Origin of the sequence: Mesorhizobium muleiense (assembly GCF_900099905.1) — a bacterium.
In the GTDB taxonomy this organism is placed as follows: domain Bacteria; phylum Pseudomonadota; class Alphaproteobacteria; order Rhizobiales; family Rhizobiaceae; genus Mesorhizobium; species Mesorhizobium muleiense.
In genome coordinates this window covers 434,894-461,196 of record NZ_FNEE01000001.1, presented here as the reverse complement: position 1 = coordinate 461,196, position 26,303 = coordinate 434,894, and the positions used below count along the sequence as shown (strand labels likewise).

The following is a 26,303-nucleotide window of genomic DNA, read 5'->3' as shown; positions in this document are numbered from 1 at the left end:
CGATATCCGCCGAAGGGCATCCGAAATGATAAGCTATCTTGGACGCCGGGCGTCGCACAGCATCCTGTCGGTCATCGGTCTTTTGACCTTGGTTTTTTTCCTGACACGGCTCACCGGCGATCCTTCCGCCTTGTACTTGCCTCTGGACTCGACTGCGGAAGCTCGGGCCGCGTTCGCGCGGTTGAACGGCCTCGATCAGCCGATCCATTGGCAGTTTCTGGGATATCTGCGCGATCTGCTGCAGCTGGATTTCGGTGAATCGCTGCGCCAGAACCGCTCGGCGATGCAGGTCGCGCTTGAGGCGTTCCCGGAAACGCTGAAGCTGGCCGTCGTCGCGATCACGCTGTCGACCGCCTTGGCAATCCTTGTCGGCTCGCTGGCGGCCGCGCGGCCGGGCAGCATCTTCGACCGTATCGCCAGCCTCGTCTCGCTGGTCGGCGCAAGCGCGCCGGATTTCTGGGTCGCCATCGTCGGCATCCTTATCTTCGCCGTGGGGCTCGGGCTTTTGCCGACATCGGGCACCGGCAGCTGGGCGCACTGGATCATGCCGACTTTCGTGCTGATGCTTCGCCCTTTCGGTCTCCTGGTGCAGGTCGTGCGCGGAACCATGCTGTCGGCGCTTGCCTCTCCATACATCAAGACCGCAAGGGCCAAGGGCCTGCCGCGGCAGAAGATCATCTTCGGGCATGCGCTTCGCAACTCGCTGCTGCCGGTCGTCACGGTCGCCGGCGACCTGGCGACCAGCCTCGTCAACGGCGCCGTCGTCGTGGAGTCGATATTCGGCTGGCCCGGCATCGGCAAGCTGATGATCGATTCGATCATCCAGCGCGATTTTGCCGTCGTCCAGTCGACCATTCTGGTGACGGCAACCGCCATCTTCATCCTCAACATCGCGATCGACCTGCTCTACGCGGTTCTCGATCCGCGCATCCGGTACTGAGCCATGACGATCATCACCCCCGACATCAAGCCGGCGGCCGTTCCAGGCAGCGGTCGCGTGCTTTTCGCCTATTTGAAGCGCGACAGGCTTGCGCTCGCCGCTGCTATTTTCCTGGCGATCGTCGTCATCGCGGCGGTCCTTGGCCCGTGGCTGGTGGGCGACGCCGCATCGCGGCTCGGGCTGCGCCAGCGCAACCTCGCCCCGTTCTCGCTGGCCAGCGGCTGGATCTACGTCCTTGGCGCCGACACCCTCGGCCGGCCGATCCTGGCCAGGCTGATTGTCGGCGCGCAGAACACGTTCGGCATTGCCGCGGCGGCGGTGTTCGCGTCAATGCTGGTCGGTGGAACGCTGGGCCTGATAGCGGGCTATTCGGAGCGCTGGTACAGTCATCTCATCCTGCGCCTGGCCGATGTCGTCATGAGCTTTCCCTCGCTGCTGCTGGCGCTCATCGTGCTCTACACACTGGGCCCAAGCATCACCAACCTGGTGATCGTTCTCGCCGTCACGCGCATGCCGATCTATCTCAGAACGGCGCGCGCGGAAGTGCTGGAGCTGCGCGAACGCATGTTCGTCAGCGCGGCGCGAGCCATGGGCGCGAAGCCGGCCCGGATCATCATCCGGCACATCGCCCCCCTGGTCCTGCCGACATTGGTGACGATTTCAGCCATTGATTTCGCGACCGTCATTTTGTCGGAATCGGCGCTGAGTTTCCTTGGCCTCGGCATTCAGCCACCGGACTTCACGTGGGGTGCGATGGTGGCAAACGGCCGCGGTTATCTCGCCACCGCCTGGTGGATCGCATTCTGGCCAGGCCTTGCAATCATGCTGACGACGCTGTCGCTCAACATCCTCTCGAACTGGGCGCGCACACTTGCCGATCCGCAGCAACGCTGGCGCCTTCAGACATTGCGAAAAGCTGCCCGATGAGCAACGCGACCATTCTCAAGGTCGAGGGTCTGACCGTCGATTTTCTTTCGGACGATCAGCCGGTACGCGCCGTCGACGATGTCTCTTTCCACGTCAGCCGTGGCGAGACACTGGTGATCCTCGGCGAAAGCGGTTCGGGTAAGAGCGTCAGCACCAGCACGGTGATGGATCTCGTCGACTGTCCGCCAGGCGACATCGTGGCCGGCTCCTGCCTCTTCGACGGCGTCGAACTGTCAGGCCTCGGCGCCGAGGCGCGCCGAAGCATCAACGGCCGCAGGATTGCGATGATCTTTCAGGATCCGCTCGCCTATCTGAACCCGGTCTACACGGTGGGGCGCCAGATCGAGGAGGTCTATGAGAGCCACGGCGCAGAGAGCGGCAAGGGCGCACGCGCCAAGACGATAGAACTGCTTCGGCGGGTCGGCATTCCGGAGCCGCAAAACCGCGTCGACTTCTATCCGCATCAGTTCTCGGGCGGACAGCGCCAGCGCGTGATGATTGCCATGGCGATCGCGTTGAAACCGGACATCCTGATCGCCGATGAGCCGACGACCGCCCTGGACGTCAGCGTGCAAGCGCAGATCCTCGATCTGCTGCGCGATCTCCAGCGCGAAACCGGCATGGCGTTGATCATGATCACCCACGACCTCGAAGTCGCCGCGTCGATGGCGGACCGGATCATCGTCATGAACGGCGGCAAGGTCGTCGAGACAGGCATCGCCAGGGAGGTGTTCAGCAATCCGCAGCACCCCTATACGCGCCGCCTCATCGCCGCCCTGCCCCACGGCAACGCAGCGGAGGCGCCGAACAGGCGTTCGACGGCGATCGCCGGCGAGACGCTGCTCAAGGTGGAACATCTCACCAAGCACTATGAGCTTGCTTCCGGAGCTTTCAGCAGCAAGCGGACGTTCAAGGCGGTGGACGACATAAGCTTCGAGGTCAGGAGAGGAGAAACGCTCGGCATCGTCGGCGAGTCCGGGTCCGGCAAATCGAGCGTCGCGCGCATGCTGTTGGGGCTGAACGCGCCAAGCGCCGGCAAGGCGGTCTTTGCCGGTGAGAACATCTTCGACATGAATGGGAAGCGCCTCATGGCGTTTCGGCGCAAGGTCCAGATGGTCTTCCAGGATCCGTACGGATCGATGAATCCGCGCATGCGCGTTTATTCGATCATTTCCGAACCCTGGGTGATCCACCGCGATATCCTGCCGAAGGACAGGTGGAAGGCTCGCGTGGCAGAGCTGCTGGAATTGGTGGGGCTGTTGCCGGAGCACGCCGAGCGCTACCCGCACCAGTTTTCCGGCGGCCAGCGACAGCGCATCGCCATTGCGCGCGCACTTGCCAGCGAGCCGGAACTGATCGTCTGCGACGAGGCGGTTTCGGCGCTCGACGTCTCTATCCAGGCGCAGGTGATCGACCTTTTGGCCGACCTCAGGACGAGGCTCGGCCTCTCCTATATTTTCATCACCCACGATCTGCCGATCGTGCGCCATTTTGCCGACCGGATCATGGTCATGAAAGACGGACGGATTGTCGAGGAAGGCCAAACCGCGGCGCTGTTCGGGGCGCCTCGCCACGACTATACGCAAAGCCTGCTGCAGGCTGTGCCGCAGCCCAAATGGCTTACGCAGGCTCAATAGTTCCTGGATATCGGCCTCGATTGTCCGCGCGCGCCCAGCTAGCGTTGCCGACTGATGGGCCGAATGCGCTTGACAAAATGGCGATCGCCCGCTCAATTTGACCCATTCACCAGGGGGGTCCCGGCAAGGGGCTGAGATACTGCTGGCTTTCGCGGCGCAGTGACCCGTTGAACCTGATCCAGTTCATACTGGCGTAGGGACGGTGCAAGCGCTTTGCGGGAGTCCATGCCCGAAAACCTGTAAGCAGGCAGACCAAAGCGTCTTTTCATCCTTCCGGCACAGAACTGGGTCTCCAATGCATGAGCAAAGGAGCCTCAAAATGAATGCCATTTCTCCAGCCGTCTCAACGGGACCGCTGCCTGCCTCACGGAAAATCCACAAGTCCGGCGTCCTCTATCCGCACATCAAAGTGCCGATGCGGGAAATCGCCGTCCATCCGACGGCAGGCGAACCGCCTGTCACCGTTTACGATCCGTCCGGCCCCTATACGGACCCGACTGTCGAAACCAGCATCGAAAAGGGCCTCGCCAGGTTTCGCCATGAGTGGGTTACGGCACGCGGCGACGTCGAATTTCACGATGGCCGCAGTGTCAGGCCGGAGGACAACGGCTTTGCGTCAGGTGAGCGCCTGACCCCGGAATTTCCCGTGCGCCACCGGCCGCTAAAGGCAAAAACGGGCAAAGCGGTGACGCAGCTTGCCTATGCGCGCGCCGGGATCATCACCCCCGAAATGGAGTTCGTCGCCATTCGCGAGAATCTCGGCCGCGAGAGCTTACGCGGCGGGATACAGCGCGACGGCAACTCTTTCGGCGCGGCGATCCCGGACTTCGTCACGCCGGAATTCGTGCGCGACGAGATAGCGCGCGGACGGGCTATCATTCCCTCCAACATCAACCACCCGGAGAGCGAGCCGATGATCATCGGCCGCAATTTCCTGGTCAAGATCAATGCCAATATCGGCAATTCAGCCGTCACCTCGTCGATGGCCGAAGAGGTCGAAAAAATGGTCTGGGCGATCCGCTGGGGGGCCGACACCGTCATGGACCTGTCGACCGGTCGCAACATCCACAACATCCGCGAATGGATCGTTCGCAATTCGCCGGTGCCGATCGGAACCGTGCCGCTCTACCAGGCGCTTGAGAAGGTCGGAGGGATCGCCGAGGACCTGACCTGGGAAATCTACCGCGATACGCTGATCGAACAGGCCGAACAGGGCGTCGACTATTTCACCATCCATGCCGGTGTGCGGCTGCACTACATCCCGCTGACGGTCGACCGGGTCACCGGCATCGTGTCGCGCGGCGGCTCCATCATGGCCAAGTGGTGCCTGCATCATCACCGCGAAAGCTTCCTCTACGAGCATTTCGAGGAAATCTGCGACATCTGCCGCGCTTACGACGTGTCGTTCTCGCTCGGCGACGGCCTTCGTCCCGGCTCGATCGCCGACGCCAACGACGCGGCGCAGTTCGCCGAACTGGAAACGCTCGGCGAGTTGACAAAGATCGCCTGGGCCAAGGATTGCCAGGTCATGATCGAGGGGCCGGGCCATGTTCCGATGCACAAGATCAAGGAGAACATGGACAGGCAGCTCGAAGTCTGCGGCGAGGCGCCCTTCTACACGCTTGGGCCGCTGACAACCGACATCGCACCCGGCTACGACCACATCACCTCAGGCATCGGCGCGGCGATGATCGGCTGGTACGGCACGGCGATGCTCTGCTATGTCACGCCCAAGGAGCATCTCGGTCTCCCCGACCGCAACGACGTCAAGACGGGCGTCATCACCTACAAGATAGCCGCGCACGCAGCCGACCTCGCCAAGGGTCATCCGACGGCGAAGGTCAGGGATGACGCCCTTTCCCGCGCACGCTTCGAGTTTCGTTGGGAAGACCAGTTCAACCTGTCGCTCGACCCTGAAACCGCGCGCTCCTTCCACGACGAGACGTTGCCGAAGGAGGCGCACAAGCTGGCGCATTTCTGCTCGATGTGCGGGCCGAAATTCTGCTCGATGCGCATCTCCCACGACATTCGGGCCGAGGCACAGAAAGAGGGCATGGCGGCGATGGCCGCGAAGTACCGCGAGGGCGGCAATCTTTATATGCCGGTGGACGGCGAACCGCCCATGCCGAAGATGCCGGAGCCGTCATGAGGCTGCTGGTCAAAGGGGCCGGCGTCGCCGGCCTCACCGCCGCCTTCGAACTCGCCGCCCGCGGTGCTGCGGTAACCATTGCCGAGACCCGGCATGGCCTTGGCGGCAACGCATCATGGATGGCCGGCGGCATGCTGGCGCCCTGGTGCGAGCGCGAAAGCGCCGAGCAGCCGGTGCTGGATCTCGGACGCGACGCCGCCGACTGGTGGGATGCGGTCCTGCCGGGTCATGTCACGCGGGCCGGAACGCTCGTTTTGGCAATGCCGCGGGATGCGGGCGAACTCGACCGGTTTGCAAGCCGCACGTCGGGACATCGGCGGGTCGACGAAGACGAAATCGCGCTCCTGGAACCCGATCTCGCTGGCCGCTTCCGTCGCGGGCTGTTCTTCCCGGGCGAAGCCCATCTCGATCCACGCCGTGCAATGGCGGAGCTGCATGAAAAACTCGCCGGAAGCGGCGTCGAGTTCCGCTTCGGAGTGGACGCCCGGCACATGACGGGATTCGACCGCGAGATCGACTGCACGGGAATGGCGTCCAGCGATGAAAGGCTTCGCGGCGTTCGCGGCGAGATGCTGATCCTGCGTACACCGGACATCTCGCTGTCGCGCCCGGTCAGGCTGCTGCACCCGCGTTTGCCGCTCTATCTGGCGCCTCGCGCCGACCACCATTTCATGGCGGGTGCATCGATGGTCGAGAGCCTGTCCACGGAGCCGGTCACGGTACGGGCGATGATGGAGCTCCTGAACGCCGCCTATTCGGTTCATCCCGCCTTCGGCGAGGCCGCGATCGTTGAGACGGGCGTCGGCATTCGCCCGGCGTTTTCCGACAACCTGCCGCGCGTCGAAGCGCATGGCAGGAGCGTCGCGATCAACGGGCTCTACCGCCATGGTTTCCTTCTGGCCCCCGCCATGGCGCGTCGGGCGGCCGACCTTGTTTTCGATTCTGACAAACCGGTGGAACTTGCTGATGAAACTGACGGTCAACGGCGAAGCGCATGAGATCACCGCCGCCACCCTGGCGGAGCTTCTCGCGGCGCTCGACTACGAAGGCAACTGGCTTGCAACGGCAGTGAACAGCGAGCTTGTGCACGTGACTGAGCGGGCGCTGTTCCAGCTGAAGGACGGCGACCGGATCGAAATCCTCTCACCCATGCAAGGAGGTTAGTGACGTGATCGAGCTTTACGGAACCAAGCTTCCGTCGCGCCTGCTTCTCGGCACCGCACAGTACCCCTCGCCCGCCATTCTTGCCGATGCGGTCAAGGCATCCTGCGCGTCCGGGGTGACCGTCTCATTGCGCCGCGAAATGGCCGGCGGCAAGGGTGGCGAGAAATTCTGGTCGCTCATCCAATCGCTGCGGCTGCATGTCCTACCCAACACCGCCGGTTGTCACTCCGTCAAAGAAGCCGTCACGACCGCAAAGATGGCGCGCGAGGTTTTTGGCACGAACTGGATCAAGCTCGAGGTGATCGGCAATCATGATACGCTGCAGCCGGATGTCTTCGGCTTGGTCGAGGCCGCGCGAATCCTGTGCGAAGACGGTTTTGCAGTATTCCCTTACACGACAGACGATCTTGTCGTCGCCGAGCGATTGCTGGAAGCCGGATGCAGGGTGCTTATGCCTTGGTGCGCGCCGATCGGTTCTGCGCTTGGACCGGTAAATATCACCGCGCTCCGCTCGATGCGCGGCCATTTCCCGGATGTCCCGCTGATCGTGGATGCGGGCCTCGGCCGCCCATCTCACGCGGCTCTCGTGATGGAACTCGGCTTCGACGCGGTGCTCCTCAACACGGCAGTGGCCAAGGCCGCCGATCCGATCGGCATGGCGCGCGCGTTCGGCAAGGCGGTCGATGCCGGCCGTGAGGCCTATCGCTCGGGCCTGCTCGAGCCGCGCGACCTCGCCGTCCCATCGACGCCGACAATTGGCCGGGCAGTCTTTCAATGAAACTCGATCCTTTTTATCTGATCGTCGATAGCGCCGCCTGGATTGAAAGGCTGGCGCCGCTCGGCGTCAGGCTGATGCAGCTTCGCGTCAAGAACCTCGCCGAGGCTGCGTTGCGCGCCGAGATCCGCAAGGCGAAGGCCTTGTGCGCCCGATACAAATGCCAGCTCATCATCAATGACTTCTGGCGGCTGGCGATCGAGGAGGACTGCGATTTCATTCATCTCGGACAGGAAGATCTGCAAGCGGCGGACCTTACGCGGATAAGGGCTGCAGGTCTCCGTCTCGGCCTCAGCACGCACGACCATCTCGAACTCGAAACAGCCCTTGCCGCCAGACCGGACTATATCGCGCTCGGCCCAGTCTATCCGACCATTCTGAAACAGATGAAATGGGCGCCGCAGCGGCTCGAACGGCTTGGCGAATGGAAGCGCCGGATCGCGCCGACACCTCTGGTCGCGATTGGCGGCCTCAACCCCGACCGGCTCGAGGACGTCTTCGGTGCCGGTGCGGACAGCGCCGCGGTAGTGACCGACATTACATTGAATGCCGATCCGGAAGCGCGAACGCGCGAGTGGCTCGAAAAGACGGGCCGATGGCGTTGAGGCGCGAACCGCATGTGCTTGTTGTCGGCGGATCGGACTCCAGCGGCGGCGCCGGCATAGTCCGCGACATTGAGACGATCTCCGCCCTCGACTTGCGCACCTGCCTTGCCATTACCACCGTGACGGTGCAGACGCATGAAGCCGTCGCGCAAATCCACAATTTGCAACCCGGGCTGGTGGCCGATCAGATGCGTGCCGCGCTGCAAGCCAATGCGGTCGGGGCGATCAAAATCGGCATGCTCGCGACGGAGCAAACCATCGTCGCCGTCGCGGATGTGCTGCGCCAAAACCCACAGATACCGGCAGTCATCGACCCGGTGCTGGTCTCTTCTTCGGGTTGGCCGCTTCTGGACACAGGCGCTATCGGCGTCCTGAAGCAGGAACTCATCCCGCTTTGCCGTCTCGTCACACCCAACCTCATCGAACTGGCTGTCCTTGCCGGCTCAGACCTGGCCATCGACGAGGACGGCGCATTGCAACAAGGTCAGAAATTGCTCACCGCCGGATTGCAGGCCCTGCTGATCAAGGGCGGCCACGCCGCGGGGTGTCGATCGACGGACATCCTGCTGCGCGCCGATCAAGAGCCCATCCGCTTCGATGCGCCGCGTCTTGGCGGATCGATGCGCGGGACGGGTTGCGCGCTGGCCAGCGCCATCGCCGCGCACCTGGCAAACGGAAGCCTGCTTGAAGACGGCGTGCGCAAAAGCAAGCTGTTGGTTTTCGAGAAGCTTCGGAAATCGATCTCTCGGGATTGAGGCAGTTGAGCTTGGCGGAGGCTTTTCTGGGCAGCAAGCTGGCGGCCGGTTCTTCGCCTCCCTTCCAGAGAGTCTCTCAGACAGCACGCGAAATAAATCGCCTTGTCGGGTCTTGTCTCAAGCGATGTCGTCGCGAATGCAGGCCTGCAGATGGCCATCGGACGTTGTTGCCCGCAATGGCGGGACGATGCCGGCGCAAGCGTCGAGGGCAACCGGGCAGCGGGTTCGGAAAACACAGCCGGTCGGCGGATTTGCCGGGCTTGGAATGTCGCCCTTCAGCACCTGCCGGCCTTGCCTGGCCAGCGGGTCGAGCGACGGAATGGCCGAGAGCAGCGCGCGCGTATAGGGATGCTGCGGCCGGGCATAGAGCGCGGCAGCAGGCGCGACTTCCATGATGCGGCCGAGGTAGAGGACGATCACCGTGTCGCAGATATATTCGACGACGGCCAGGTCATGCGAAATGAACAGCATGGTCAGGCCGAGCCGGACCTGCAGGTCGCGCAAAAGATTGATGATCTGCGCCTGAATGGAGACATCGAGGGCAGAGACCGGCTCGTCGGCGACGATGAATTCGGGTTCGAGCGTAAGCGCCCGGGCGATGCCGATGCGCTGGCGCTGCCCGCCCGAAAATTCGTGGGCGTAGCGATCATAGGCATCGGCCGGCAGCTCGACCGCAGCAAGCGCCTTCTCAGCCTTCGCCCGCCGCTCGCGCCTGCTGCCGATGCCCTGAATATCGAGGCCTTCGGTCAGGATCTGACCGATGGTCATGCGCGGCGACAGGCTGGCGAACGGATCCTGGAAAATATACTGCATCTTGCGGCGCTGGCGAGCCAGAGGCCCGGCGCTCAGCTTGGTGATATCGACGCCGTCAAACCTTATTTCGCCGGACGTCGGCTCGATGAGACGCAGCACCGAGCGGCCGATCGTGGTCTTGCCCGACCCGGATTCGCCGACGAGGCCGACCACTTGGCCGCGCGCGATGTCGAAGGAAATATCGTCCAGCGCCCTGACGACAGGACCGCGCGAGAACGCCGTCGGCGCAAAATGCTTGGTCAGGTTCCTGACTGAAAGGAAGGGAGCGCCCACTGTCAGAGATCCTCCCAGCGCAAACAGCGGCTTTGCTGGGTCGACGTCGCCGCGAACAATGGCGGTACAGCAGTGCGGCAGGCATCGACAGCCAGGGCGCAACGCGGCGCGAAAGAGCAGCCCTTGGGCAGCAAGGCAAGCGATGGAACATTGCCGGCGATGGTCGGCAGTGGCGTTCCTGCTGCTTTCAGCGTGGTGGCCTGGCCAAGCCGCGGCACCGAACGCATCAGCCCGGCGGTGTAGGGATGACGCGGATGGGTGAACACCTCGCTCACCGGACCCGATTCCACGATTCGACCGGCATACATCACCGCGACCCGGTCGGCGATCTCTGCAACGACGCCGAGATTGTGCGTGACGAACAGAATGCCCATGCCGCGTTGCGCCTGCAGCGCGGCCAGCAGATCGAGAATCTGGGCCTGGATGGTGACGTCGAGGGCGGTGGTCGGCTCGTCGGCGATCAACAAGGTCGGATCGCACGACAAGGCCATGGCGATGGTGGCGCGCTGGCGCATCCCTCCCGACAGCTCATGCGGGTATTGCCGCGCCCGCCGATCAGGGTCGGGAATTCCGACCTGAGCCAGCAGCCGCACGGCATCAGTGGCCGCATCGCGGTGCGATCTGCCGAGATGGATGCGGATCGGCTCGGCGATCTGTTCGCCGATGCTGTAGACCGGATTGAGGCTGGTCATCGGCTCCTGGAACACCATGCCGATGTCGTCGCCGCGCACCTTGCGCAGCGACTCGGGATCGAGGCCGGTCAGTTCGGTGACCGTGCCGTCCCTGCGCCGCAGCGCGATCGAGCCCTCGGCAATGCGTCCGACCTTCTTCGGCAGCAGGCCGATGATCGACAGGCTGGTGACCGACTTGCCCGATCCCGACTCGCCGACCAGCGCAACCGTCTCGCCCGAACCTATCACCAGGTCGACGTCCTGCACGGCGGCGATGTCGCGTCCGGCGATACGGAACACCGCCCGCAGACCGGAAATCGAGAGGATCGGAGCGTCCACGGTCAGCGCAGCAAGCCGACGTCGCGAAGGATGATGTCGACCTTTGCGGCTTCCTCGTCGTTCAGGCTGCGTTGCGGCCGCGCCATGGTGTTGGAGGCGATGATGCCGAGGCTCGTCATCGCGGTCTTGAAGGCACCGACGCCGGCCGAGCCGGCGCTCGTCCTGCCGAGCGAGATCCAGACGATCTCGAACAGCTTCAACAGCCGCTCCTGCTCCACGCGGGCCTCGGCGTGCTGACCCGCCTGCATCAGGTTCCACAGCCTGACGTAGCCGTGCGGGTCGACATTGGCGAGGCCCGGCACGACCCCATGCGCGCCCATGGCAAGCACGCTGTCGACCAGGATCTCGGACCCGGTCATGCCGAAAAAAATCGGGTCGTTGGCCATGTCCTTGAGCACATAACGCAGATTGCCGTCGTCACCGCTGGAATCCTTGATGCCGGCGATAACGCCCTCGCTGGCAAGGCCGACGGTGGTCTGGCGCTCCAGCTTGACATGGACGCAGACCGGGATGTCGTAGGCGATGATCGGGATGTCGACTGCGTCCTTGATGTAGCGGAAGTGATCGCCGATCTCAGGCTGGCTGGTGCGGGCATAGAACGGCGCGGTGACCACGACTGCGTCAGCGCCGGCCGATCTGGCTGTCAGGGCGTGGTTGATGACGCGATCGGTTGTCGGGTCGATGACCCCGGCGAAGATCGGAACGCGGCCATTGTTGACCTTGACCGCGTGCTCGATGATGGCCCGGCGGCCGGCCTCGTCATGGAAGACCACCTCGCTGGTCGAGCCGAGCACGAACAGGCCGTGAACGCCGCCGTCGAGCAGGTTTTCGATGGTCCGCGTGAACGACGCAAAATCGACACTGAGATCGGAATGGAGTGGGGTGACGACGGGTGGCACGACACCGGTAAACAGGGGCATTTTTTCAAAAACCTTCAGGTCAGCTGAGATCGGAACGAGGGTCGAATGCATCGCGCAGGCCATCGCCGATGAAGTTGATGGCCAGCACGGTGAGCACGAGTACGGCGCCGGGAAACATCCATTGCCAGGGGTATTGCTCGAGCACCACGGTGGAGCGGGCGAGATTGAGCATGTTGCCCCAACTGGCTTCGGGCGGTGCGATGCCGAGGCCGAGGAAGGAAAGGCCGGCTTCGAGCAGAATGGCATTGGCGATCTGCAGCGTGGCGTAGACGACAAGAATGTCGATGCAGTTCGGCAGGCCGTGGCGGAACAGGAGATGCGGCAGCCCCGCCCCCATGCCACGGGCGGCGACGACGAAGTCACGCTCGCGCAGCTCGAGCAGCCGGGCGCGCACCATGCGCGACAGCACCGGCCAGGAGAGCAGCGAGATCACCAGGATCGTCGGCGCGATGCCGGTGCCGGCGATCGAAGCGAGCACGAGCAGGAAGATCACCGGCGGCAGCGTCATTGCGAGGTCGACGAAGCGCATCACCGCGCCGTCGACAAGGCGCCCGCCGAAGCTGGCGACAGCGCCGACCAGGAAGCCGATGACGATCGAGATGGCGACCGAGCAGACGGCGACCAGCAGCGAGATCCGTCCGCCTTGCAGCAGCCGGGCCATGACGTCGCGGCCGACGCCGTCGCTGCCGAGCCAATGGATGGCGGACGGCCCCTTGTTGATCGCCCTGAGATCGATGGCGTTGGGGCTGAACGGCCACCACAGGGAATAGGTCGAGACCGCCAGCAGAATGGGGACGACGATAAGCAGACCGGCGCGCGCCGCACGATTTTCAAAGAACCGGCCGAGCGCGCGGCGAAGCGGTCCCTTGGTTTGCGGCCCGGCTGTCGGGTCGATTGTCGGAGCTGGTGCGGTGATCGTCATCACGACACCTGGATGCGCGGGTCGACGACGGCATAGACGATATCGGTCAGGAGATTGACCAGAATGACGCAGATGCCGATTACCAGAGTGGCGCCCATGATCACCGGGTAGTCCCTTGTGCCGACGGCGTTGACCAGCAGCAGGCCCATGCCCGGCCAGTTGAACACGCTTTCGAGGAAGATGGCGCCGCCGATCGCTATGCCGACCGTCGACCCGATCAGGGTGATGACCGGTAAAAGCGCATTGCGGGTTGCATGCTTGATGATCACCCAGAATTCGCGCACGCCCTTGGCACGTGCGGTCCGCACATAGTCCTGGTTGAGCACTTCCAGCAGCGACGCGCGCATGTAGCGCATGATCAGCGCGGCGTGTCCGATGGACAGCAGGCAGGCGGGCAGGACCAGGTGCGCGAGCACGTCCGCTATGGAAAAAGGCGCGCCGGCGGTCTGCATGCCGCCTGATGGCGCCCAGCGCAGCAGCACCGAGAAAAAGTACAGTCCCAGAAGTGCCGTCAGAAACGCCGGGCTGGAGATGCCGACGAAGGAAACCACCGACAGCGCGATGTCGGGCAGCGTGTTACGGCGGACGGCGCTGAAGATGCCGGCGGAAATGCCTAGCACGATGGCGATGGCCAGGCCGGTGCCCATCAACAGCGCGGTCGGGCCGATGCGCTCCATGACCAGCGGCAGCACGCCAACGCCGCTGCGCTGGATCGAATAGCCGAAGTCGCCGCCGAGCGCAGCGCGAAGCCAGGCGAGGTATTGCACGGGAAGCGGCTGGTCGAGCCCAAGCCGGTCGCGCAGGACTTCGAGGTCGGAAGCCGACATCGGGCTGGACGGATTGATATAGGCATCGATCGGATCGCCGGGCGCCAACCGCAGAAGGATGAAGATGAGGACGCTCAGGGCGACCAGCATCAACAGTCCTGTAGCGCTGCGGCGGGCAATGAAACTCAGCATTGGCTGTCCGTGGCGATGGTGAGCGGAGCCGGCATCGTGCCGGCCCGTATCATTGGCGGGCCGGAATGGCCCGCCAGCCGTTTTACTGGATGTCCCAGCGTTCCGGGTGAGCCGCATAAGGACCGCCGCCCGGCGCCGGCGTCCAGACAAAGTCACGCAGCTTGTTGGAGGCTACGCCATAGCGGTTGGCCACCCATAATGTCGCCCAGGGCAGATCCTTGTTCATCACCTTGCAGACTTGCTGCCAGGATTGATCGATCTTGGCCGGATCGGTCTGGGCGAGCGCAGCGTCCAACGCGGCGCTGAGATCATCGAACTCGATGCGCATGGTGTTGAAGCCTGCCGGCGGAATCTGAGACTTGTTGAGACCCGGGCTGATGCCGGCCGGATTGGGACCGTTCTGCAGGCCGGCATAGACCATCGCAAACGCGTTCCAGTCCGGCGTGCCTTCCTTGTAGACGATGCCGTTATAAGTCGGCGTATCGACGACGCGCGGCACCACATTGATCCCGACCTCGGCCAGCATCGACTGGATGGCAGCCATCACGTTGGCAGCTTGCGGCGAGCCGTAATAGGTCAGCAAGGTGATCGGCTTGTCGCCGTTGATCTTGTCCCAGCCCGCCTCGGCAAGCAGAGCCTTGGCCTTGGCCGGATCATAGGCATAGGGTTCGAGACCTTCGGGAAGCAGGTGCGGCGCGACGTAGCCGCAATTCGCCGGTTTGGCCGCACCGCCATAGAGGCTCTCGATGATGGCATTGCGATCGATCGCGTACATGATCGCCTGGCGCACGCGAACATCCTTAAAGAGCTCGACCTTCTGGTTCAGGCCGATGTAGTTGACCACATAGGAGGCGCCCTCGATCACCTTGAAATTGCTGTCGCTCTTGAAGGTTACCGCGTCGTCGGGCTCGACATAGGTGAACCGGATTTCGCCGGCGCGCAGCGCCGCAACGGCCGCCGCCGGGCTCTCGAAATACCTGTTGATGAGCACGTCGACCTTCGGCTTGCCGCCGCGATAGTCGTCATCCGCGGCCAGTTCGACATATTGATCGCTGACATAGCGCTTGAACTTGAAGGGGCCAGTGCCGACCGGCGTGGTGGACCACCAGGTGCTCGTGGCCAGCGTTTCCGGCGGCATCGCGGCTAAGGCATGCTCCGGCAGGATCATCACCTGCGAGAGAATCGACAGGAAGGAGCCGTTGGGCTTCGACAATTTGACGACCACGGTGCGATCGTCCGGCGCGTCGACCGACGCGATGTCGCCAAGGCGCGCGGCAAACAGGCTGCCGGACGCCTTGTTCCTGGCGAGCTCAAGCGTGAATTTGACGTCCTTGGACGTGAACGGCTTGCCGTCGTGCCAGCTCTCCTGGGCAAGGTTGAACGTGTAGGTCAGCTTGTCGTCGCTGACCTTGTAGTCCTTGGCCAGATCGCCTTCGAGCTCGGTCAGTTCGGCGTTGTAGATGACCAGCGGTTCAAAATAGGTGCTGAGCCAGGTAAAGCCGCCGGTCGCAGCCAGCGGATTGAAGTTCTTGGGAAAGCCGCCGGGGCCGACATCGAAGCCTCCGGTGATGGTCTTGGCGCCCTGTGCCTGGACGCTGGTGGCAAGGCTAATGCCGCCGAGCAGCAGCCCGGTGATGGCCAGATGATGAGCTATGGTCTTGATGCGCATGGTTTTCCTCCCTTGGCATTGTCAGGTAGTTCGGCGTTGGGTCAGGTAATCCGGTTTTTGGCGATCACTTGCTGAATACCCCTGTAGTGGTCGTCGAGGCGCTCGCGCGCCCGCTCGACGTCCTTGGCGGCGACCGCCTCGACGATCTCGTGATGGTCGCGCCAGGTCGCCAGCGGCGTCGGATTGTCGAGGCTGGTGAAATTCGAGGCCTTGTTGAACGCCACCCAGAAGATGTCGATCAGCGCGCTCAACATGTGATTGTTCTGGCAGCGGAACAGCAACTGATGGAATTGCTGGTCCTCTTCGGCAAAGCTCTCCTGGCGCTCGGCGCGCCGCCGCATGCTTTCGGTCAGCTGGCGCAGCGCGGCGATGTCTTCGGCGCTGATCATCTCGATGGTTTTTGCGATCAGGCCGGTTTCAAGGACACGGCGGATCTCGCGCAGTTCCTCGACGTCGCGCAGCGAATCCTGCAGGCCGTATGCCAGATTATCCAGCAACGGCTTGAACGAGAATTCCTTGACGAACACGCCAATGCCGCGACGCGTCTCCAGAATGCCGATCGACTCCAGTGCCTTGATCGCTTCGCGCACCGAGTTGCGGCCGACGCCGAGCCGCTGCGCCAGGAAGGTCTCCGGAGGCAAGGGGTCCCCCGCCTTGAGCTGGTTGCTCTGGATATATTTCCTCAGGCTCTCCTGCACGCTGACGTGAAGCAGCGGCGGTCGGGCCAGCGGTTCGATCGATTTTTGGTCCGGGTTCAACTTGGGTTCCGAGCTTAACTTGGGTTCCGGCATTTTTCTTCCAGCGCCGCTGCAATTGCGGCCGATGGCGCGTCGCAAAGCGGTCGAAGCTTGTAGCATAGCGACTTGTAGGATATCCTGCAAGCAAGAGGATTACACGCTGAATGAAGATCGTCCTGGCCGGCTCAAGCCATTGGCACGCCGAAATGCATCTCGACGCTGCACGTTTTTGCGGCGCCGAGATTGCCGGCATTTGGGATGAGGACGCGCAGCATGCGCGCGCCTTCGCGACGCGCCATCATTTGCCGTTCATCGCCGATTTTGCGAAAATCCTCTCCGGCCCGCCGGACGCGATCCTGCTGATGGGACACCCTTCGACGGTGCCGGCGCGGGCCCGTGCCGTGATCGAAGCCGGCATACCGCTGATCCTGGAAAAGCCGGCGGCCAGCAGCACCGCAGCGTTGGCCGCGCTCAGCGAGCTGGCGAGGCAGCACCAGGCCTTTGTCAGCGTTCCCCTGCCCAACCGCTTTGGGCCGGCCGCCACTGCCTTTGAACGGCTGCGCAGCCAAGGCCGTGCCGGTGCGGTTGCGCATTGCCAATTCCGGCTGGTTAATGGCCCGCCGCAGCGCTATGCGGCCGACGGCGTCGCCTGGGTGGTGGATCCGGCGATCGTTGGCGGCGGCGCGCTGAGGAACCTCGGCATACACGGCGTCAATGCCGCGCTCGGCCTGGCAACCGGCGCGCTCAGGCTAAAAACCGTTTCGATCGAGAACCGCATTCACCGCGCCCCGGTCGAGGACCATGCGCTGCTTGTGCTGCAAGACGCTGCCGGAGCGTTGTTCGTCGTCGAGGCCGGATACACTTTTGCTTCGATGCGCCCCGGCGGCGATTTCGAATGGCGTATCGTCAGTGAGAATGCGACCCTCATCGACTATGGCGAGCGAGCCTTCTGTGCGACGCTCGACGATGGCGCTATCATCGAATTGCCGATCGAATTGCCGGCGACGCGCTACCGCCTGTGCATGAGCGACACGCTCGACCGGCTGGCTCGAAAAGCGCCGCCGGCGACTTCGATCGATGACTATGTTGCGGCGATGTCGCTGATCGACGCCGCGTATGAAAAGGCAGGACGATGATTGGAATAGGTATTATCGGAGCGGGCGATTTCGGCGCCGCCCATGCAAGGGCAATCAAGCAGTTGCAGGGCCTGCATCTCGTCGCATCGTGCCGCGGGAACAACGATGCCCTGGCCGCCTTCACCAGCGAACATGGTGGTCGCGGCTACACCGACTGGCGCAAGCTGCTCGACGACAAGGAAGTCGAGGCAGTCCTCATCGCCAGTCCCCACCATCTTCATGCTGAAATGGCCATCGGCGCGGCAAACGCCGGCAAGCACGTCATGCTGGAAAAACCGATGGCGCCGACGGCGGCGGCCTGCGATGCGATCAACGCCGCCGTGGCCGCCGCTGGCGTCAAGCTGATGGTCGCCCATCTCATGCATTTCGCGCTGCCTTGCATGGCGGCCAGGCAAATGGTTGAGCAAGGAACGCTCGGCCGGCCGCTCGTCGGGTCGAGCTGGATCATCAAGCTGTGGATGGAGCACAATCGCAGCGACTGGCATCTGCGCAAGGTCACCGGCGGCGGCATGCTGTTGACGGCCGGCATCCATGCGCTCGACCGCCTGGTCTGGCTCATGGATGACGATGTCGTGTCGGTGAGCGCCATGCTTGGCGCCATGTCCCATGACCAGGAAGCCGACGACACCGCCCTGCTCGGACTGCGCTTCGCCGGCGGCGGGCTCGGCCAGGTGCAGAGCGTCGGCTATCGCAATGGGGCGGCCGGCTACGCCATGGACCTGGTCTGCGAGCAGGCAACGCTGCGCATCGACATGGACCGCGGCACGATGCTTGGCCGCGACACGGCCTGGACCGACCTGCCCGGCTCGTTCGAGCCGAACTGGATGCATGCCGCGCTGGTGCGCGAATGGAGCGCGATGCGCGATGCCATTGCCGACGACAAGCCGGTGCCGGTCGACGGCGCCTATGGCCGCAAGATCATCGGCATCATCGAGGCCGCCTTTGCGTCGAACGAAACGCGCCGCGAGCACGAGATCGCCGGTGCGCCCTGAGCTCGACGATCACCCGAGCCACTTGCCCGCAGACGCGCCGCGCGGCGTCTGGGGCGCGGTGATGCTGGCCATCGACGATCGCGGGGCAATCGACTGGGAAGCGACGGAGGAAACGATCGCCCGGCTCTGCGCATCAGGCGTCGACGGCATCTATTCCAACGGCACGGCCTGCGAATTCCACTGCCAGACCGAGCCCGAGTTCGACCGGCTTTGCGCCCTGGTGGCCGCGATTGCCGGCCGCGCGCGCCTGCCCTTCCAGATCGGCATCAGCCAGTCCAATCCGCGCGTCGCACGCGAGCGGCTGATGCGGGTGTCGGCGATTCGTCCGGCCGCGGTGCAATTCACCTTGCCCGACTGGTGGCCGCCCAGCGACGGCGAGGTCATGCGCTTCGTCGGCGGCCTGTGCGAGACCGCGCCCGACATGCCGCTGGTGCTCTACAATCCACCGCATGCCAAGCGCCGCCTGACGCTCGAAGGCATCGCCAGGCTGCGTGCAGCGGTGCCGTCGCTGGTCGGCGCCAAATTGCCGGGCGGCGACGCCGGTTGGTACGCCGACATGCGCCGCGAACTGCCGGGATTTTCGGTCTTCGTGCCCGGCCATACGCTGGCGACGGGATTTGCCCAGGGAGCGCATGGCAGCTACTCCAACGTCGCCTGTCTTAGCCCCAAGGGCGCGGTAATGTGGTGGCAGACGATCCGCACCGACGTGGCGGCCGCTGCCGAGGTCGAGACGCGCATCCAGGCCTTTCTCGCCACCCACGTACTGCCCTTTCGCGCTCGCTATGACGTCAGCGATGCGGCGCTCGACAAAGCGATGGCGGCGGCCGGCGGCTGGGCGCCGCTTGGCCCGCGACTGCTCTGGCCTTACAGCTCGGTCCCCGACGAGGCGATCGCGACGCTGGCCGAGGCCGCACGCATGACCTTTCCCGAATGGTGGCAGTGACCTCGGCTATCGCATGTGCCTGCCCCCTGATCCAAGGGGAACAACCATGGCCTGTTCCGGATTTGACGCCTGACAGACTCGTGGTCATGCTGGACCGATGACAAGAGGTGTACTGCTGGACCTCGCAGGCGTCATCTATGATGGCGAGACCGCCATACCAGGCGGGATCGACGCCGTCACGCGTTTGCGCCAGGCCGGCTTGGCCATACGCTTCATAAGCAATACCACGCGCTCGTCGAAACAGAGCGTTCTCGAACGTCTGCAGGCGATGGGACTCACCGTTACCAGGGCAGATGTTTTCACCCCGGCGCACGCTGCACGCGATTGGCTGCTTCGCAATGGCCGAGCGCCATATTTGCTGATTCACCCCGGCCTTGCGCCGGACTTTTGCGAACTGCCGGATCGCGACAAGCGCGCCGTCATCGTCGGCGATGCCGGAGACGCCTTCACCTATGCGGCGTTGAATGACGCGTTCCGCGAGCTGAGCGCCGGGGCCGAATTGCTGGCCCTTGCCACCAACCGGACGTTTCGGGATGCCGACGGCGAGCTCAGCCTCGATGCCGGGCCATTCGTCGCGGCATTGGAATTTGCCTCGCTGAAACGCGCAACCGTTCTCGGCAAGCCGTCGTCGGAATTCTTTCTGTCGGCGCTGGCAAGCATGGACTGTCCGCCAGACCAGGCGATCATGGTCGGCGACGACGCCGAGGCCGACATAGCTGGCGCGCTAAGCGCCGGACTGTCGGGCGCATTGCTGGTGAGGACCGGCAAATACCGGCACGGCGACGAGAAACGGTTTGATCCGCGCCCGACCGCAACCGTCGCCGATCTCGCGGCGGCGACCGACTGGATCCTTGCGCGCCGGGAGTGAACCGGCCGCACAGCGTGCGCTTCGCTCGAGATATCCGGGCTAGGTCGTCTGGCGCTCCATTTCCACCTCGGCCCCCAGACTTTCGATGTCGCGGAAGATCGAAGCGACAGCCAGCGTGCGCCCTTCGCGCTTGAAGCGGAGCAGGCAATCCCTGGCAACGATGTCGCCATCGATCGCGATCTCGTCCCATTGCACGGCATGGCCGACATAGTTGATGGGAACATGGTAGTGCTGGCTCCAGAAGAACGGCACGGCGACGAATTTCTGGCGATGGCCGAGCATGTTGAGGGCCGCGGTTTGCCCCTGCCGCTCGGCAACCACCCAATGCTCGACCCGAATGTTCTCGCCACTGTGAGGATCCGGCCACCGCGCAATGTCGCCGGCCGCGAAGATGCCTGGTGCGCTCGTCTCCAAAAAGGCGTTTACGACGACACCGCGGTCAAGGGTGAGCCCCGCCGTTTCGGCAAGCCCTGTCCGCGGTCGCACGCCGATGCCGGCGACGACGAGATCCGCCGCCAAAATATCGCCACCGCTGAGTTTCACCTCGCTGGCGTCGATGCTGCTCGCAGTGTCCTCGAGATGGAATACGACACCATTCTCCTCATGCAGGGCGCGGATGAAGTCGGCCATTTGCGGACCCATGATCCGTTCCATGGGCCGTTTTTCCGGCGCCACAACATGAACTTCGATCGAGCGCGACCGCAGCGCCGCGGCAACCTCCAGGCCAATGAAACTGGCGCCAAGCACGACGGCGCGGCGCGCAGTCGTGGCTCGCTCGATGATCGCCTTGCAGTCTGCGAACGAGCGCAGCGTGTGAACATGTGGCTGGTCGGCGCCTTGTATGGTCAGGCGAACCGGTTCAGCTCCGGTCGCCAGGAGTAGCCTGTCGTAGGCAGTCCGGGCCCCGTCCGCGAGCACAACCTCGCCAGAACGCGTATCGATGCTGGCGACATCCGCATTGAGGCGCAGGTCGATGCCGTTCTTCGAATAGAAGCTTTCTCGGCGCAGCGGAATCCAATCCTCCGGTGCTTTGCCGGCGAGGTAGTCCTTGGAAAGATTGGGCCGATCAACCGGCGGCGCTTCGTCGTTGCTGAGCATGACAATGCTGCCTTGATAATGTTCGCGCCGCAGTGTTTCTGCCGCCGCGAAACTTGCGGCGCCGCCACCGACAATGACAATTTTTTCGGGAGCCTGGCTGGAGCCGCCAGGGCGCGGCTTGGACACCGTCCGCTTGCGCTTCTCGCCCACGACTATCCGATCATCGCGTTGTTCCACCGACCAGCACACGAGTGGACTGAAAGCAGGGGCGCGCAAGGCCTCGCCTGTACGCAAATCAAAACACGCGTGATGCCAGGGACACCGGACGGTGTCTTCCGCCACAAGACCGTCGACGAGCGGCCCGCCATAATGTGTGCATGTCGCGCCGATGGCGAAGATCTCGGCCCCGCGGCGCACCAGCAGCACCGGCTCATGGCCGCAATGGCCGAGGAGCTTTCCGCCATCGGCAAGGTCGGATAACGCGATACCCTCGACCAGATCCGGCCCGGTTGGTTTGGCATGATCTTCAGCCATTTTCCTCTCCCTTGGCGCGATCCAGAAAATCGCCTGTACGGCCGAGAAGCGGGAAATCGTCAGGTCACCAGCCTCGGAATACCTTCTGCTTGGCCAGCGCGCGCCTTCAGGTTCTCGGACACCGCTTGTGCCCAAACGTCCGGCCGCGTCATTCGTTGCCAGTTGCGCAATACATGCCGTCGATTTCCTGGCGTTTGGATTCGTTGCCGAAGGAATGACGCCGTCGCGTAAACTTTTTCGCCGGACATGCGTTGTCCCTTCTCCAAGCCAAGGAGGCAGCCATGCATATGAAATCGGAAATCGCCGGCGAGGCCGCCAAGCAACGCCACATCCAGCGCGGCATCGACGCCAAGGACAAAGCGAAGGGCAACGGCAAGCAACAACGCGCCATGCAGGCCGGGGCACGCAAATATCCCGAGCCGCCCTTTCCCGAGCAGCACCAGCCGAAGCCGGGGCACGAATGGGCGATTGAGCCGGCGCCGCTTTACGACGCGCCATTCTATATCGGATCAAAAAAGCTGGACGGCAAAGTGGCCGTCATCACCGGCGGCGATTCCGGCATCGGCCGAGCCGTGGCCGTGCTCTATGCGCGCGAAGGCGCCGATGTGGCGATCGTCTATCTGTGCGAGGACAAGGATGCTGAAGAAACGAAGAGGGCCGTCGAAGCCGAGGGCCGGCGCTGCACGCTGGTCAAGGCCGACGTCAGCGAACGCGACCACTGCCACAAGGCTGTGACTAAGGTGGTGAAGGAATTTGGCCGGATCGACGTGCTGGTCAACAACGCCGCTTTCCAGGTCCATTCCAGCGACTTCAGTGAGCTGACCGAGGAGCATTTCGACACGACGCTGAAGACCAACCTCTACGGCTATTTCCACATGGCGCAGGAGGCCGTTCCGCATATGAAGCCTGGTTCGGCGATCATCAACAGCGGCTCCATAACCGGCATCGAGGGCTCGAAGCAGCTGGTCGACTATTCGATGACCAAGGGCGGCATTCATGCCTTCACGCGCGCACTGTCCGGCAACCTCATCGAAAAGGGAATTCGGGTGAACTGCGTGGCGCCAGGCCCGGTGTGGACGCCGCTCAACCCGTCGGACAAGCAAGCCGGCGCGACGTTTCGAGATTTGGCGCAGACACACCGATGAAACGGCCGGCGCAACCGGAGGAGATTGCGCCCGCCTATGTGTTCCTCGCCTCGCCGCATTGTTCAAGCTACATCACCGGCGAGATATTGCCGATCATCGGCGGCTACTGAGAACGTGTCGCCCGCCCTGCCTCGATCGTCGTGGACCTCTCGCCTGTGGCGGTGGTAGCGGCGGTCTCAGATATGAAATGGTCGATAGATGTATTTCATTGCCTTGGCGACGGACTATGACGGCACGCTGGCGCACGATGGGATCGTAGTCGAAAAGACGCTTGCAGCCCTCGAACGGTTCAAGAAAAGTGGCCGCAAGCTCATCCTCGTCACTGGCCGCGAACTGCCCGACCTCAAGCGGGTTTTTCCCGAACTCGGCGTGTTCGACAAGGTCGTCGCCGAAAATGGGGCGTTGATCTACACGCCTGCCAGCGAGGAAGAACGTGCGATCTCACCGGCGCCGGCGCCGAAATTTGTCGCCAGTTTGAAGAAACGCGGCGTCAAGCCGCTTTCAGTTGGACGGTCGATCGTCGCGACCTGGGAACCACACCAGGCAACAATTCTTGAGGTCATCAAGGAACTCGGGCTGGAGCTGGAAATCATCTTCAACAAGGGCGCGGTGATGGTGCTGCCCACCGGCATCAACAAGGCAGCCGGGCTGGCAGCCGCACTTGAGGACCTCAAGCTGTCGCCACACAATGTGGTCGGTATTGGCGATGCTGAAAACGATCATGCGTTCCTGCGGGCCTGCGGCTGCAGCGTCGCTGTCGAGAACGCTCTTGCGGCGGTCAAGGATACAGCGGATCTTGTAACGCGCGGCGCACGTGGAAAGGGCGTCGAGGAACTGATCGAAAAGCTGGTAAAGCGTGATCGGGAATTTGTCCGGAAAGGCCGTGACGGCATCCTTCTCGGTTCGGTCGGCGGCGACGAAGTCTATCTGACGCCGACCGACACGGTCCTGATCGCCGGAAGCTCCGGCATCGGCAAATCCACCTTGGCCACCGCGCTGACGGAACGCTTCGTCGAGAACGGATTTCAATTCTGCGTTTTCGATCCGGAAGGCGACTATGATGGCCTCGAAGGCGCCGTCCGGGTAGGCGATGCCTCAAGCGAACCGACAAAGGCACAAGTGCTCGACCTGATCGAAAAGCCCGACACCAATGTGGTCGTCAACGGGCTGGCGTTGCGGGTCAATGAGCGGCCAGGCTTCTTTGCCGAGCTGCTCCCCGGTCTTGGCAATTTCCGCTACCGCACGGCGAGGCCGCATTGGCTGGTCATCGACGAGGCGCATCATCTTCTGCCCAAGAGGCGCGACGACACGCGCGCCATCCTATCGTTGGAATTGCCGGGCACTGTCCTGATCACCGTTCATCCGGAAGCGATCTCGACCGACGCCCTGCGTCTGGTCACTGCCGTCATTGCGCTCGGTCCCAAGGCCAAGAATGTCATCAAGGCCTTTTGTCAGGAGACGGACACCAAGCCGCCAAAGGATATTCCCTCGCCAAAAGGCGAGCGCGTGCTGTTCTGGCGGCCGCAAGCCCGCAAGAAAATTGCCATGGTCAAAGCGATCGAGCCGCGCCAGTCGCTCAAGCGTCACAGCCGCAAATATGCAGAAGGTCAACTCGACGAGGCCGGCAGCTTCTATTTCAGAGGTCCCGACAACGCGATGAACCTCCGGGCCCACAACCTGATGATCTTCGCTCAGATTGCCGAGGGCATCGACGACAGAACCTGGGAGCATCACCTGCGCGCCGGCGACTATTCCGAATGGTTTCGCCGACAGATCAGGGACAAGGATCTGGCGCGCGAGACCGCCGAGGCGGAAAAGGACGAAATGCTCTCGGCGCAGGAAAGCCGCAAGCACGTTCTGGATGCGGTGCGTCGCCGTTATACGGCTCCTGCCACCGCCCCGGAGGAATAGAGAGGAATAGGGTGCGAAAGGATCGCCCACGCACATCATTCTCGGAGGCACCGGCCGTGTTGGTTCTCTGCAGCTATGTCGCTTTTACAGCAGGGCGAAGCAGTGGCCGGTTGACCGCGTCATCCACGCCGAGTTCCCTTTCATCCATGGCGTTTTGACTGGTCAGGGTTCACTATATCCAATGGCAAAGAGGCGCAGGTCATAGGCCTCGGGATCGCGACGAAAGATCAACGCGCCCTTCCGTTGGGAATTCTGTGGGACATAGTCGAGCGTAGCGCTGCTATCCTCGACGACCTCATCGCCGTTGCGGAGCTCACCTTTGATCTCGACAGCAGCAACTGATTTCCCCGCCCTGTTTGCAGCGGCGAACTCGACCACGTAGCCCCCCTCGGTGACCGCGACCGCGAGCGGCACCACAACGATCCGGGCGGTCCCATCGCGCGTGCTCACGCCATCGACGACAAGATAACCGAGCACGGCAAGCAGGACTACGGAGCTTATGCCCGCCACGACCCACTCCGTGACCGAAGTCCCGGGTTTGCGTGTCTTTGCTTTGTTATCGGACTGCTGTTGCTTGTCGCCTTTTGCGGGGTTCCTTGTCACAGAATGAGCCTCGCAACCGCCGCCCCGAGCGCGCCAGGAAACGATAGAACCACGACTGCACTGAGTGTCTCCGAAAAGCCGGCGCCATCGGTCCTGCCGAAGGTCCACAAGATGTAGAGGTTCACAAGCATCACCAGGACATAGCCGACGATCGCATAGCGAAAGAAGATGCTGACGAATCCAGCGCCTGGCTCGGGACTGTGCGAGCCGCGGAATTCGAACTCATAGACGAAGGCGTGCATGAGAGCGAGGGTGACCACCACCAGGGCGATTTCCTGCCAGGGCTCCATCTTGTAGGCGATGAGGACGACCTCTTCCGTTGGTGCGATGTTCACCGATAGAAACAGCGCTCCGACCACCATCAGGAACAGCTCTCCGGTGTAGCCGGGCTCGGGAATGTCCTCCTCCTCCAACAAACTCGGGCCGAGCTGAGCGCGTGCCAAGGATGCCCCGAGACTGCCTGGGACAACCTGCACCGCAATTTTGCCAATCACCTCCCGCAGCGGCATTTCGGCGGTCACGATGCCGAAAATAAACAACACCGCCGTAGCCGCCACAGCGGCCACAAGTATCGCCACAAAAGCATCGGCGATGCGGTCGCGCAGCGCCACCGTGTGGCGAAAGCCTCCGTACTTGTGCAGCAGCACCAGCATTGGCAAAGTGACAGCGAGGAACAGGGCGAGCCGCAGTGGGTGAAGGTGAAAGCCCAGCGCCCAGGCCTCCATGGTCATCAGCACCGGGGCGGCGAAGATCAACGCTCCGGCAAAGGCACGGCCAAGACCAATCCAGAACTCACGCGGCGTTAGCGCATGCCTGACGATGATCTCGGTTGGCGCCACGTCCGCTCCTCAGAGATAGCCTGCGGGGAACAATGTTTC

At 63.2% G+C, this 26,303-nt stretch carries 24 protein-coding genes, 1 pseudogene and 1 riboswitch; of the genes and pseudogenes, 15 read left to right on the top strand and 10 right to left on the bottom strand.

Annotated features, from left to right (window positions below; translation table 11 throughout):
- Positions 1-25 precede the first annotated feature (25 nt).
- The 9 genes from BLT09_RS02040 (at position 26) to BLT09_RS02000 (ending at position 8,952) form a co-directional block, all read left to right on the top strand.
- Positions 26-940, top strand: coding sequence for an ABC transporter permease (locus tag BLT09_RS02040; RefSeq protein ID WP_091590318.1), 915 nt, complete (start codon positions 26-28; stop codon positions 938-940).
- Positions 941-943: 3 nt separating this feature from the next.
- On the top strand, positions 944-1,867 hold the full coding sequence (locus BLT09_RS02035; protein ID WP_091590316.1) for an ABC transporter permease: 924 nt from the start codon (positions 944-946) through the stop codon (positions 1,865-1,867).
- Entirely contained in the window at positions 1,864-3,504 is a 1,641-nt protein-coding gene (locus tag BLT09_RS02030; RefSeq protein ID WP_091590315.1) for an ABC transporter ATP-binding protein, read from the top strand. The genes BLT09_RS02035 and BLT09_RS02030 overlap by 4 nt, the downstream gene beginning before the upstream one ends.
- Positions 3,505-3,605: 101 nt before the next feature.
- Positions 3,606-3,722: riboswitch (TPP riboswitch) on the top strand.
- A 101-nt stretch (positions 3,723-3,823) separates the two neighbouring features.
- Positions 3,824-5,653: a phosphomethylpyrimidine synthase ThiC gene (gene thiC, locus BLT09_RS02025; protein ID WP_091590831.1), complete on the top strand. Its 1,830-nt coding sequence runs from the start codon at positions 3,824-3,826 to the stop codon at positions 5,651-5,653.
- Complete coding sequence (thiO, locus tag BLT09_RS02020) at positions 5,650-6,651, top strand: glycine oxidase ThiO (RefSeq protein WP_091590313.1); 1,002 nt, start codon at positions 5,650-5,652, stop codon at positions 6,649-6,651. The genes thiC and thiO overlap by 4 nt, the downstream gene beginning before the upstream one ends.
- Positions 6,620-6,817 carry a sulfur carrier protein ThiS gene (thiS, locus tag BLT09_RS02015; protein ID WP_091590311.1) on the top strand — a complete coding sequence of 66 codons (198 nt, stop codon included), beginning with the start codon at positions 6,620-6,622 and terminating at the stop codon, positions 6,815-6,817. Before thiO ends, thiS begins: the two co-directional genes overlap by 32 nt.
- A gap of 4 nt (positions 6,818-6,821) precedes the next feature.
- Positions 6,822-7,595, top strand: a complete 774-nt coding sequence (locus BLT09_RS02010; RefSeq protein ID WP_091590310.1) for a thiazole synthase — start codon at positions 6,822-6,824, stop codon at positions 7,593-7,595.
- Complete coding sequence (locus tag BLT09_RS02005; RefSeq protein ID WP_091590308.1) at positions 7,592-8,197, top strand: thiamine phosphate synthase; 606 nt, start codon at positions 7,592-7,594, stop codon at positions 8,195-8,197. The genes BLT09_RS02010 and BLT09_RS02005 overlap by 4 nt, the downstream gene beginning before the upstream one ends.
- Positions 8,188-8,952, top strand: coding sequence for a hydroxymethylpyrimidine/phosphomethylpyrimidine kinase (locus BLT09_RS02000; protein ID WP_091590307.1), 765 nt, complete (start codon positions 8,188-8,190; stop codon positions 8,950-8,952). Before BLT09_RS02005 ends, BLT09_RS02000 begins: the two co-directional genes overlap by 10 nt.
- Before the next feature lie 117 nt (positions 8,953-9,069).
- Here the strand turns inward: BLT09_RS02000 and BLT09_RS01995 are convergent, their stop codons facing one another.
- From BLT09_RS01995 to BLT09_RS01965, 7 genes are all read right to left on the bottom strand, one after another.
- The gene (locus BLT09_RS01995; RefSeq protein WP_091590305.1) at positions 9,070-10,038 is read right to left on the bottom strand and encodes an ABC transporter ATP-binding protein; all 969 of its coding nucleotides are present in this window, start codon (positions 10,036-10,038) and stop codon (positions 9,070-9,072) included.
- A gap of 2 nt (positions 10,039-10,040) precedes the next feature.
- Entirely contained in the window at positions 10,041-11,048 is a 1,008-nt protein-coding gene (locus BLT09_RS01990; protein WP_091590304.1) for an ABC transporter ATP-binding protein, read from the bottom strand.
- A gap of 2 nt (positions 11,049-11,050) precedes the next feature.
- A complete protein-coding gene (locus BLT09_RS01985; RefSeq protein WP_091590829.1) occupies positions 11,051-11,968 on the bottom strand; it encodes a dihydrodipicolinate synthase family protein in 918 nt (305 codons plus the stop codon).
- A 19-nt stretch (positions 11,969-11,987) separates the two neighbouring features.
- Positions 11,988-12,890, bottom strand: coding sequence for an ABC transporter permease (locus BLT09_RS01980; protein ID WP_091590827.1), 903 nt, complete (start codon positions 12,888-12,890; stop codon positions 11,988-11,990).
- Positions 12,890-13,849 (bottom strand): ABC transporter permease, encoded by a 960-nt coding sequence (locus BLT09_RS01975; protein ID WP_091590302.1) that lies wholly within the window; start codon positions 13,847-13,849, stop codon positions 12,890-12,892. Before BLT09_RS01975 ends, BLT09_RS01980 begins: the two co-directional genes overlap by 1 nt.
- Positions 13,850-13,931: 82 nt before the next feature.
- Positions 13,932-15,518: an ABC transporter substrate-binding protein gene (locus BLT09_RS01970; protein WP_091590300.1), complete on the bottom strand. Its 1,587-nt coding sequence runs from the start codon at positions 15,516-15,518 to the stop codon at positions 13,932-13,934.
- A 41-nt stretch (positions 15,519-15,559) separates the two neighbouring features.
- On the bottom strand, positions 15,560-16,309 hold the full coding sequence (locus BLT09_RS01965; protein ID WP_091590299.1) for a FadR/GntR family transcriptional regulator: 750 nt from the start codon (positions 16,307-16,309) through the stop codon (positions 15,560-15,562).
- Positions 16,310-16,419: 110 nt separating this feature from the next.
- On the opposite strand from BLT09_RS01965, the gene BLT09_RS01960 reads away from it, so the two are divergent.
- From BLT09_RS01960 to BLT09_RS01945, 4 genes are all read left to right on the top strand, one after another.
- Positions 16,420-17,391 carry a Gfo/Idh/MocA family protein gene (locus BLT09_RS01960; protein WP_091590297.1) on the top strand — a complete coding sequence of 324 codons (972 nt, stop codon included), beginning with the start codon at positions 16,420-16,422 and terminating at the stop codon, positions 17,389-17,391.
- Positions 17,388-18,383: a Gfo/Idh/MocA family protein gene (locus BLT09_RS01955; RefSeq protein WP_091590296.1), complete on the top strand. Its 996-nt coding sequence runs from the start codon at positions 17,388-17,390 to the stop codon at positions 18,381-18,383. Before BLT09_RS01960 ends, BLT09_RS01955 begins: the two co-directional genes overlap by 4 nt.
- Entirely contained in the window at positions 18,373-19,326 is a 954-nt protein-coding gene (locus BLT09_RS01950) for a dihydrodipicolinate synthase family protein (protein ID WP_280141125.1), read from the top strand. The genes BLT09_RS01955 and BLT09_RS01950 overlap by 11 nt, the downstream gene beginning before the upstream one ends.
- Before the next feature lie 97 nt (positions 19,327-19,423).
- Complete coding sequence (locus BLT09_RS01945) at positions 19,424-20,194, top strand: TIGR01458 family HAD-type hydrolase (RefSeq protein ID WP_091590293.1); 771 nt, start codon at positions 19,424-19,426, stop codon at positions 20,192-20,194.
- 39 nt (positions 20,195-20,233) lie between these two features.
- Here the strand turns inward: BLT09_RS01945 and BLT09_RS01940 are convergent, their stop codons facing one another.
- Positions 20,234-21,766, bottom strand: coding sequence for an FAD-dependent oxidoreductase (locus BLT09_RS01940; RefSeq protein ID WP_091590291.1), 1,533 nt, complete (start codon positions 21,764-21,766; stop codon positions 20,234-20,236).
- A gap of 287 nt (positions 21,767-22,053) precedes the next feature.
- Here BLT09_RS01940 and BLT09_RS01935 point away from each other — a divergent pair.
- Together BLT09_RS01935 and BLT09_RS01930 are read left to right on the top strand one after the other, a co-directional pair.
- Positions 22,054-23,021: pseudogene (locus BLT09_RS01935) on the top strand (SDR family oxidoreductase).
- An 88-nt stretch (positions 23,022-23,109) separates the two neighbouring features.
- Entirely contained in the window at positions 23,110-24,822 is a 1,713-nt protein-coding gene (locus BLT09_RS01930; protein ID WP_091590290.1) for an HAD family hydrolase, read from the top strand.
- Between the two features lie 162 nt (positions 24,823-24,984).
- Here BLT09_RS01930 and BLT09_RS01925 read toward each other — a convergent pair whose 3' ends face one another.
- Entirely contained in the window at positions 24,985-25,425 is a 441-nt protein-coding gene (locus BLT09_RS01925; RefSeq protein WP_091590288.1) for a TIGR02588 family protein, read from the bottom strand.
- Entirely contained in the window at positions 25,422-26,210 is a 789-nt protein-coding gene (locus BLT09_RS01920; protein WP_425284455.1) for a TIGR02587 family membrane protein, read from the bottom strand. Before BLT09_RS01920 ends, BLT09_RS01925 begins: the two co-directional genes overlap by 4 nt.
- Positions 26,211-26,303: the final 93 nt, after the last annotated feature.

What these genes read in the sequence shown, in the direction of transcription:
- BLT09_RS02040 (WP_091590318.1), top strand. Translation starts at nt 26, where the DNA reads ATGATAAGCTATCTTGGACGCCGGGCGTCGCACAGCATCCTGTCGGTC.
- BLT09_RS02035 (WP_091590316.1), top strand. Translation starts at nt 944, where the DNA reads ATGACGATCATCACCCCCGACATCAAGCCGGCGGCCGTTCCAGGCAGC.
- BLT09_RS02030 (WP_091590315.1), top strand. Translation starts at nt 1,864, where the DNA reads ATGAGCAACGCGACCATTCTCAAGGTCGAGGGTCTGACCGTCGATTTT.
- thiC (WP_091590831.1), top strand. Translation starts at nt 3,824, where the DNA reads ATGAATGCCATTTCTCCAGCCGTCTCAACGGGACCGCTGCCTGCCTCA.
- thiO (WP_091590313.1), top strand. Translation starts at nt 5,650, where the DNA reads ATGAGGCTGCTGGTCAAAGGGGCCGGCGTCGCCGGCCTCACCGCCGCC.
- thiS (WP_091590311.1), top strand. Translation starts at nt 6,620, where the DNA reads ATGAAACTGACGGTCAACGGCGAAGCGCATGAGATCACCGCCGCCACC.
- BLT09_RS02005 (WP_091590308.1), top strand. Translation starts at nt 7,592, where the DNA reads ATGAAACTCGATCCTTTTTATCTGATCGTCGATAGCGCCGCCTGGATT.
- BLT09_RS02000 (WP_091590307.1), top strand. Translation starts at nt 8,188, where the DNA reads ATGGCGTTGAGGCGCGAACCGCATGTGCTTGTTGTCGGCGGATCGGAC.
- BLT09_RS01985 (WP_091590829.1), bottom strand. Translation starts at nt 11,968, where the DNA reads ATGCCCCTGTTTACCGGTGTCGTGCCACCCGTCGTCACCCCACTCCAT.
- BLT09_RS01980 (WP_091590827.1), bottom strand. Translation starts at nt 12,890, where the DNA reads ATGACGATCACCGCACCAGCTCCGACAATCGACCCGACAGCCGGGCCG.
- BLT09_RS01975 (WP_091590302.1), bottom strand. Translation starts at nt 13,849, where the DNA reads ATGCTGAGTTTCATTGCCCGCCGCAGCGCTACAGGACTGTTGATGCTG.
- BLT09_RS01970 (WP_091590300.1), bottom strand. Translation starts at nt 15,518, where the DNA reads ATGCGCATCAAGACCATAGCTCATCATCTGGCCATCACCGGGCTGCTG.
- BLT09_RS01965 (WP_091590299.1), bottom strand. Translation starts at nt 16,309, where the DNA reads ATGCCGGAACCCAAGTTAAGCTCGGAACCCAAGTTGAACCCGGACCAA.
- BLT09_RS01960 (WP_091590297.1), top strand. Translation starts at nt 16,420, where the DNA reads ATGAAGATCGTCCTGGCCGGCTCAAGCCATTGGCACGCCGAAATGCAT.
- BLT09_RS01955 (WP_091590296.1), top strand. Translation starts at nt 17,388, where the DNA reads ATGATTGGAATAGGTATTATCGGAGCGGGCGATTTCGGCGCCGCCCAT.
- BLT09_RS01945 (WP_091590293.1), top strand. Translation starts at nt 19,424, where the DNA reads ATGACAAGAGGTGTACTGCTGGACCTCGCAGGCGTCATCTATGATGGC.
- BLT09_RS01940 (WP_091590291.1), bottom strand. Translation starts at nt 21,766, where the DNA reads ATGGCTGAAGATCATGCCAAACCAACCGGGCCGGATCTGGTCGAGGGT.
- BLT09_RS01930 (WP_091590290.1), top strand. Translation starts at nt 23,110, where the DNA reads ATGTATTTCATTGCCTTGGCGACGGACTATGACGGCACGCTGGCGCAC.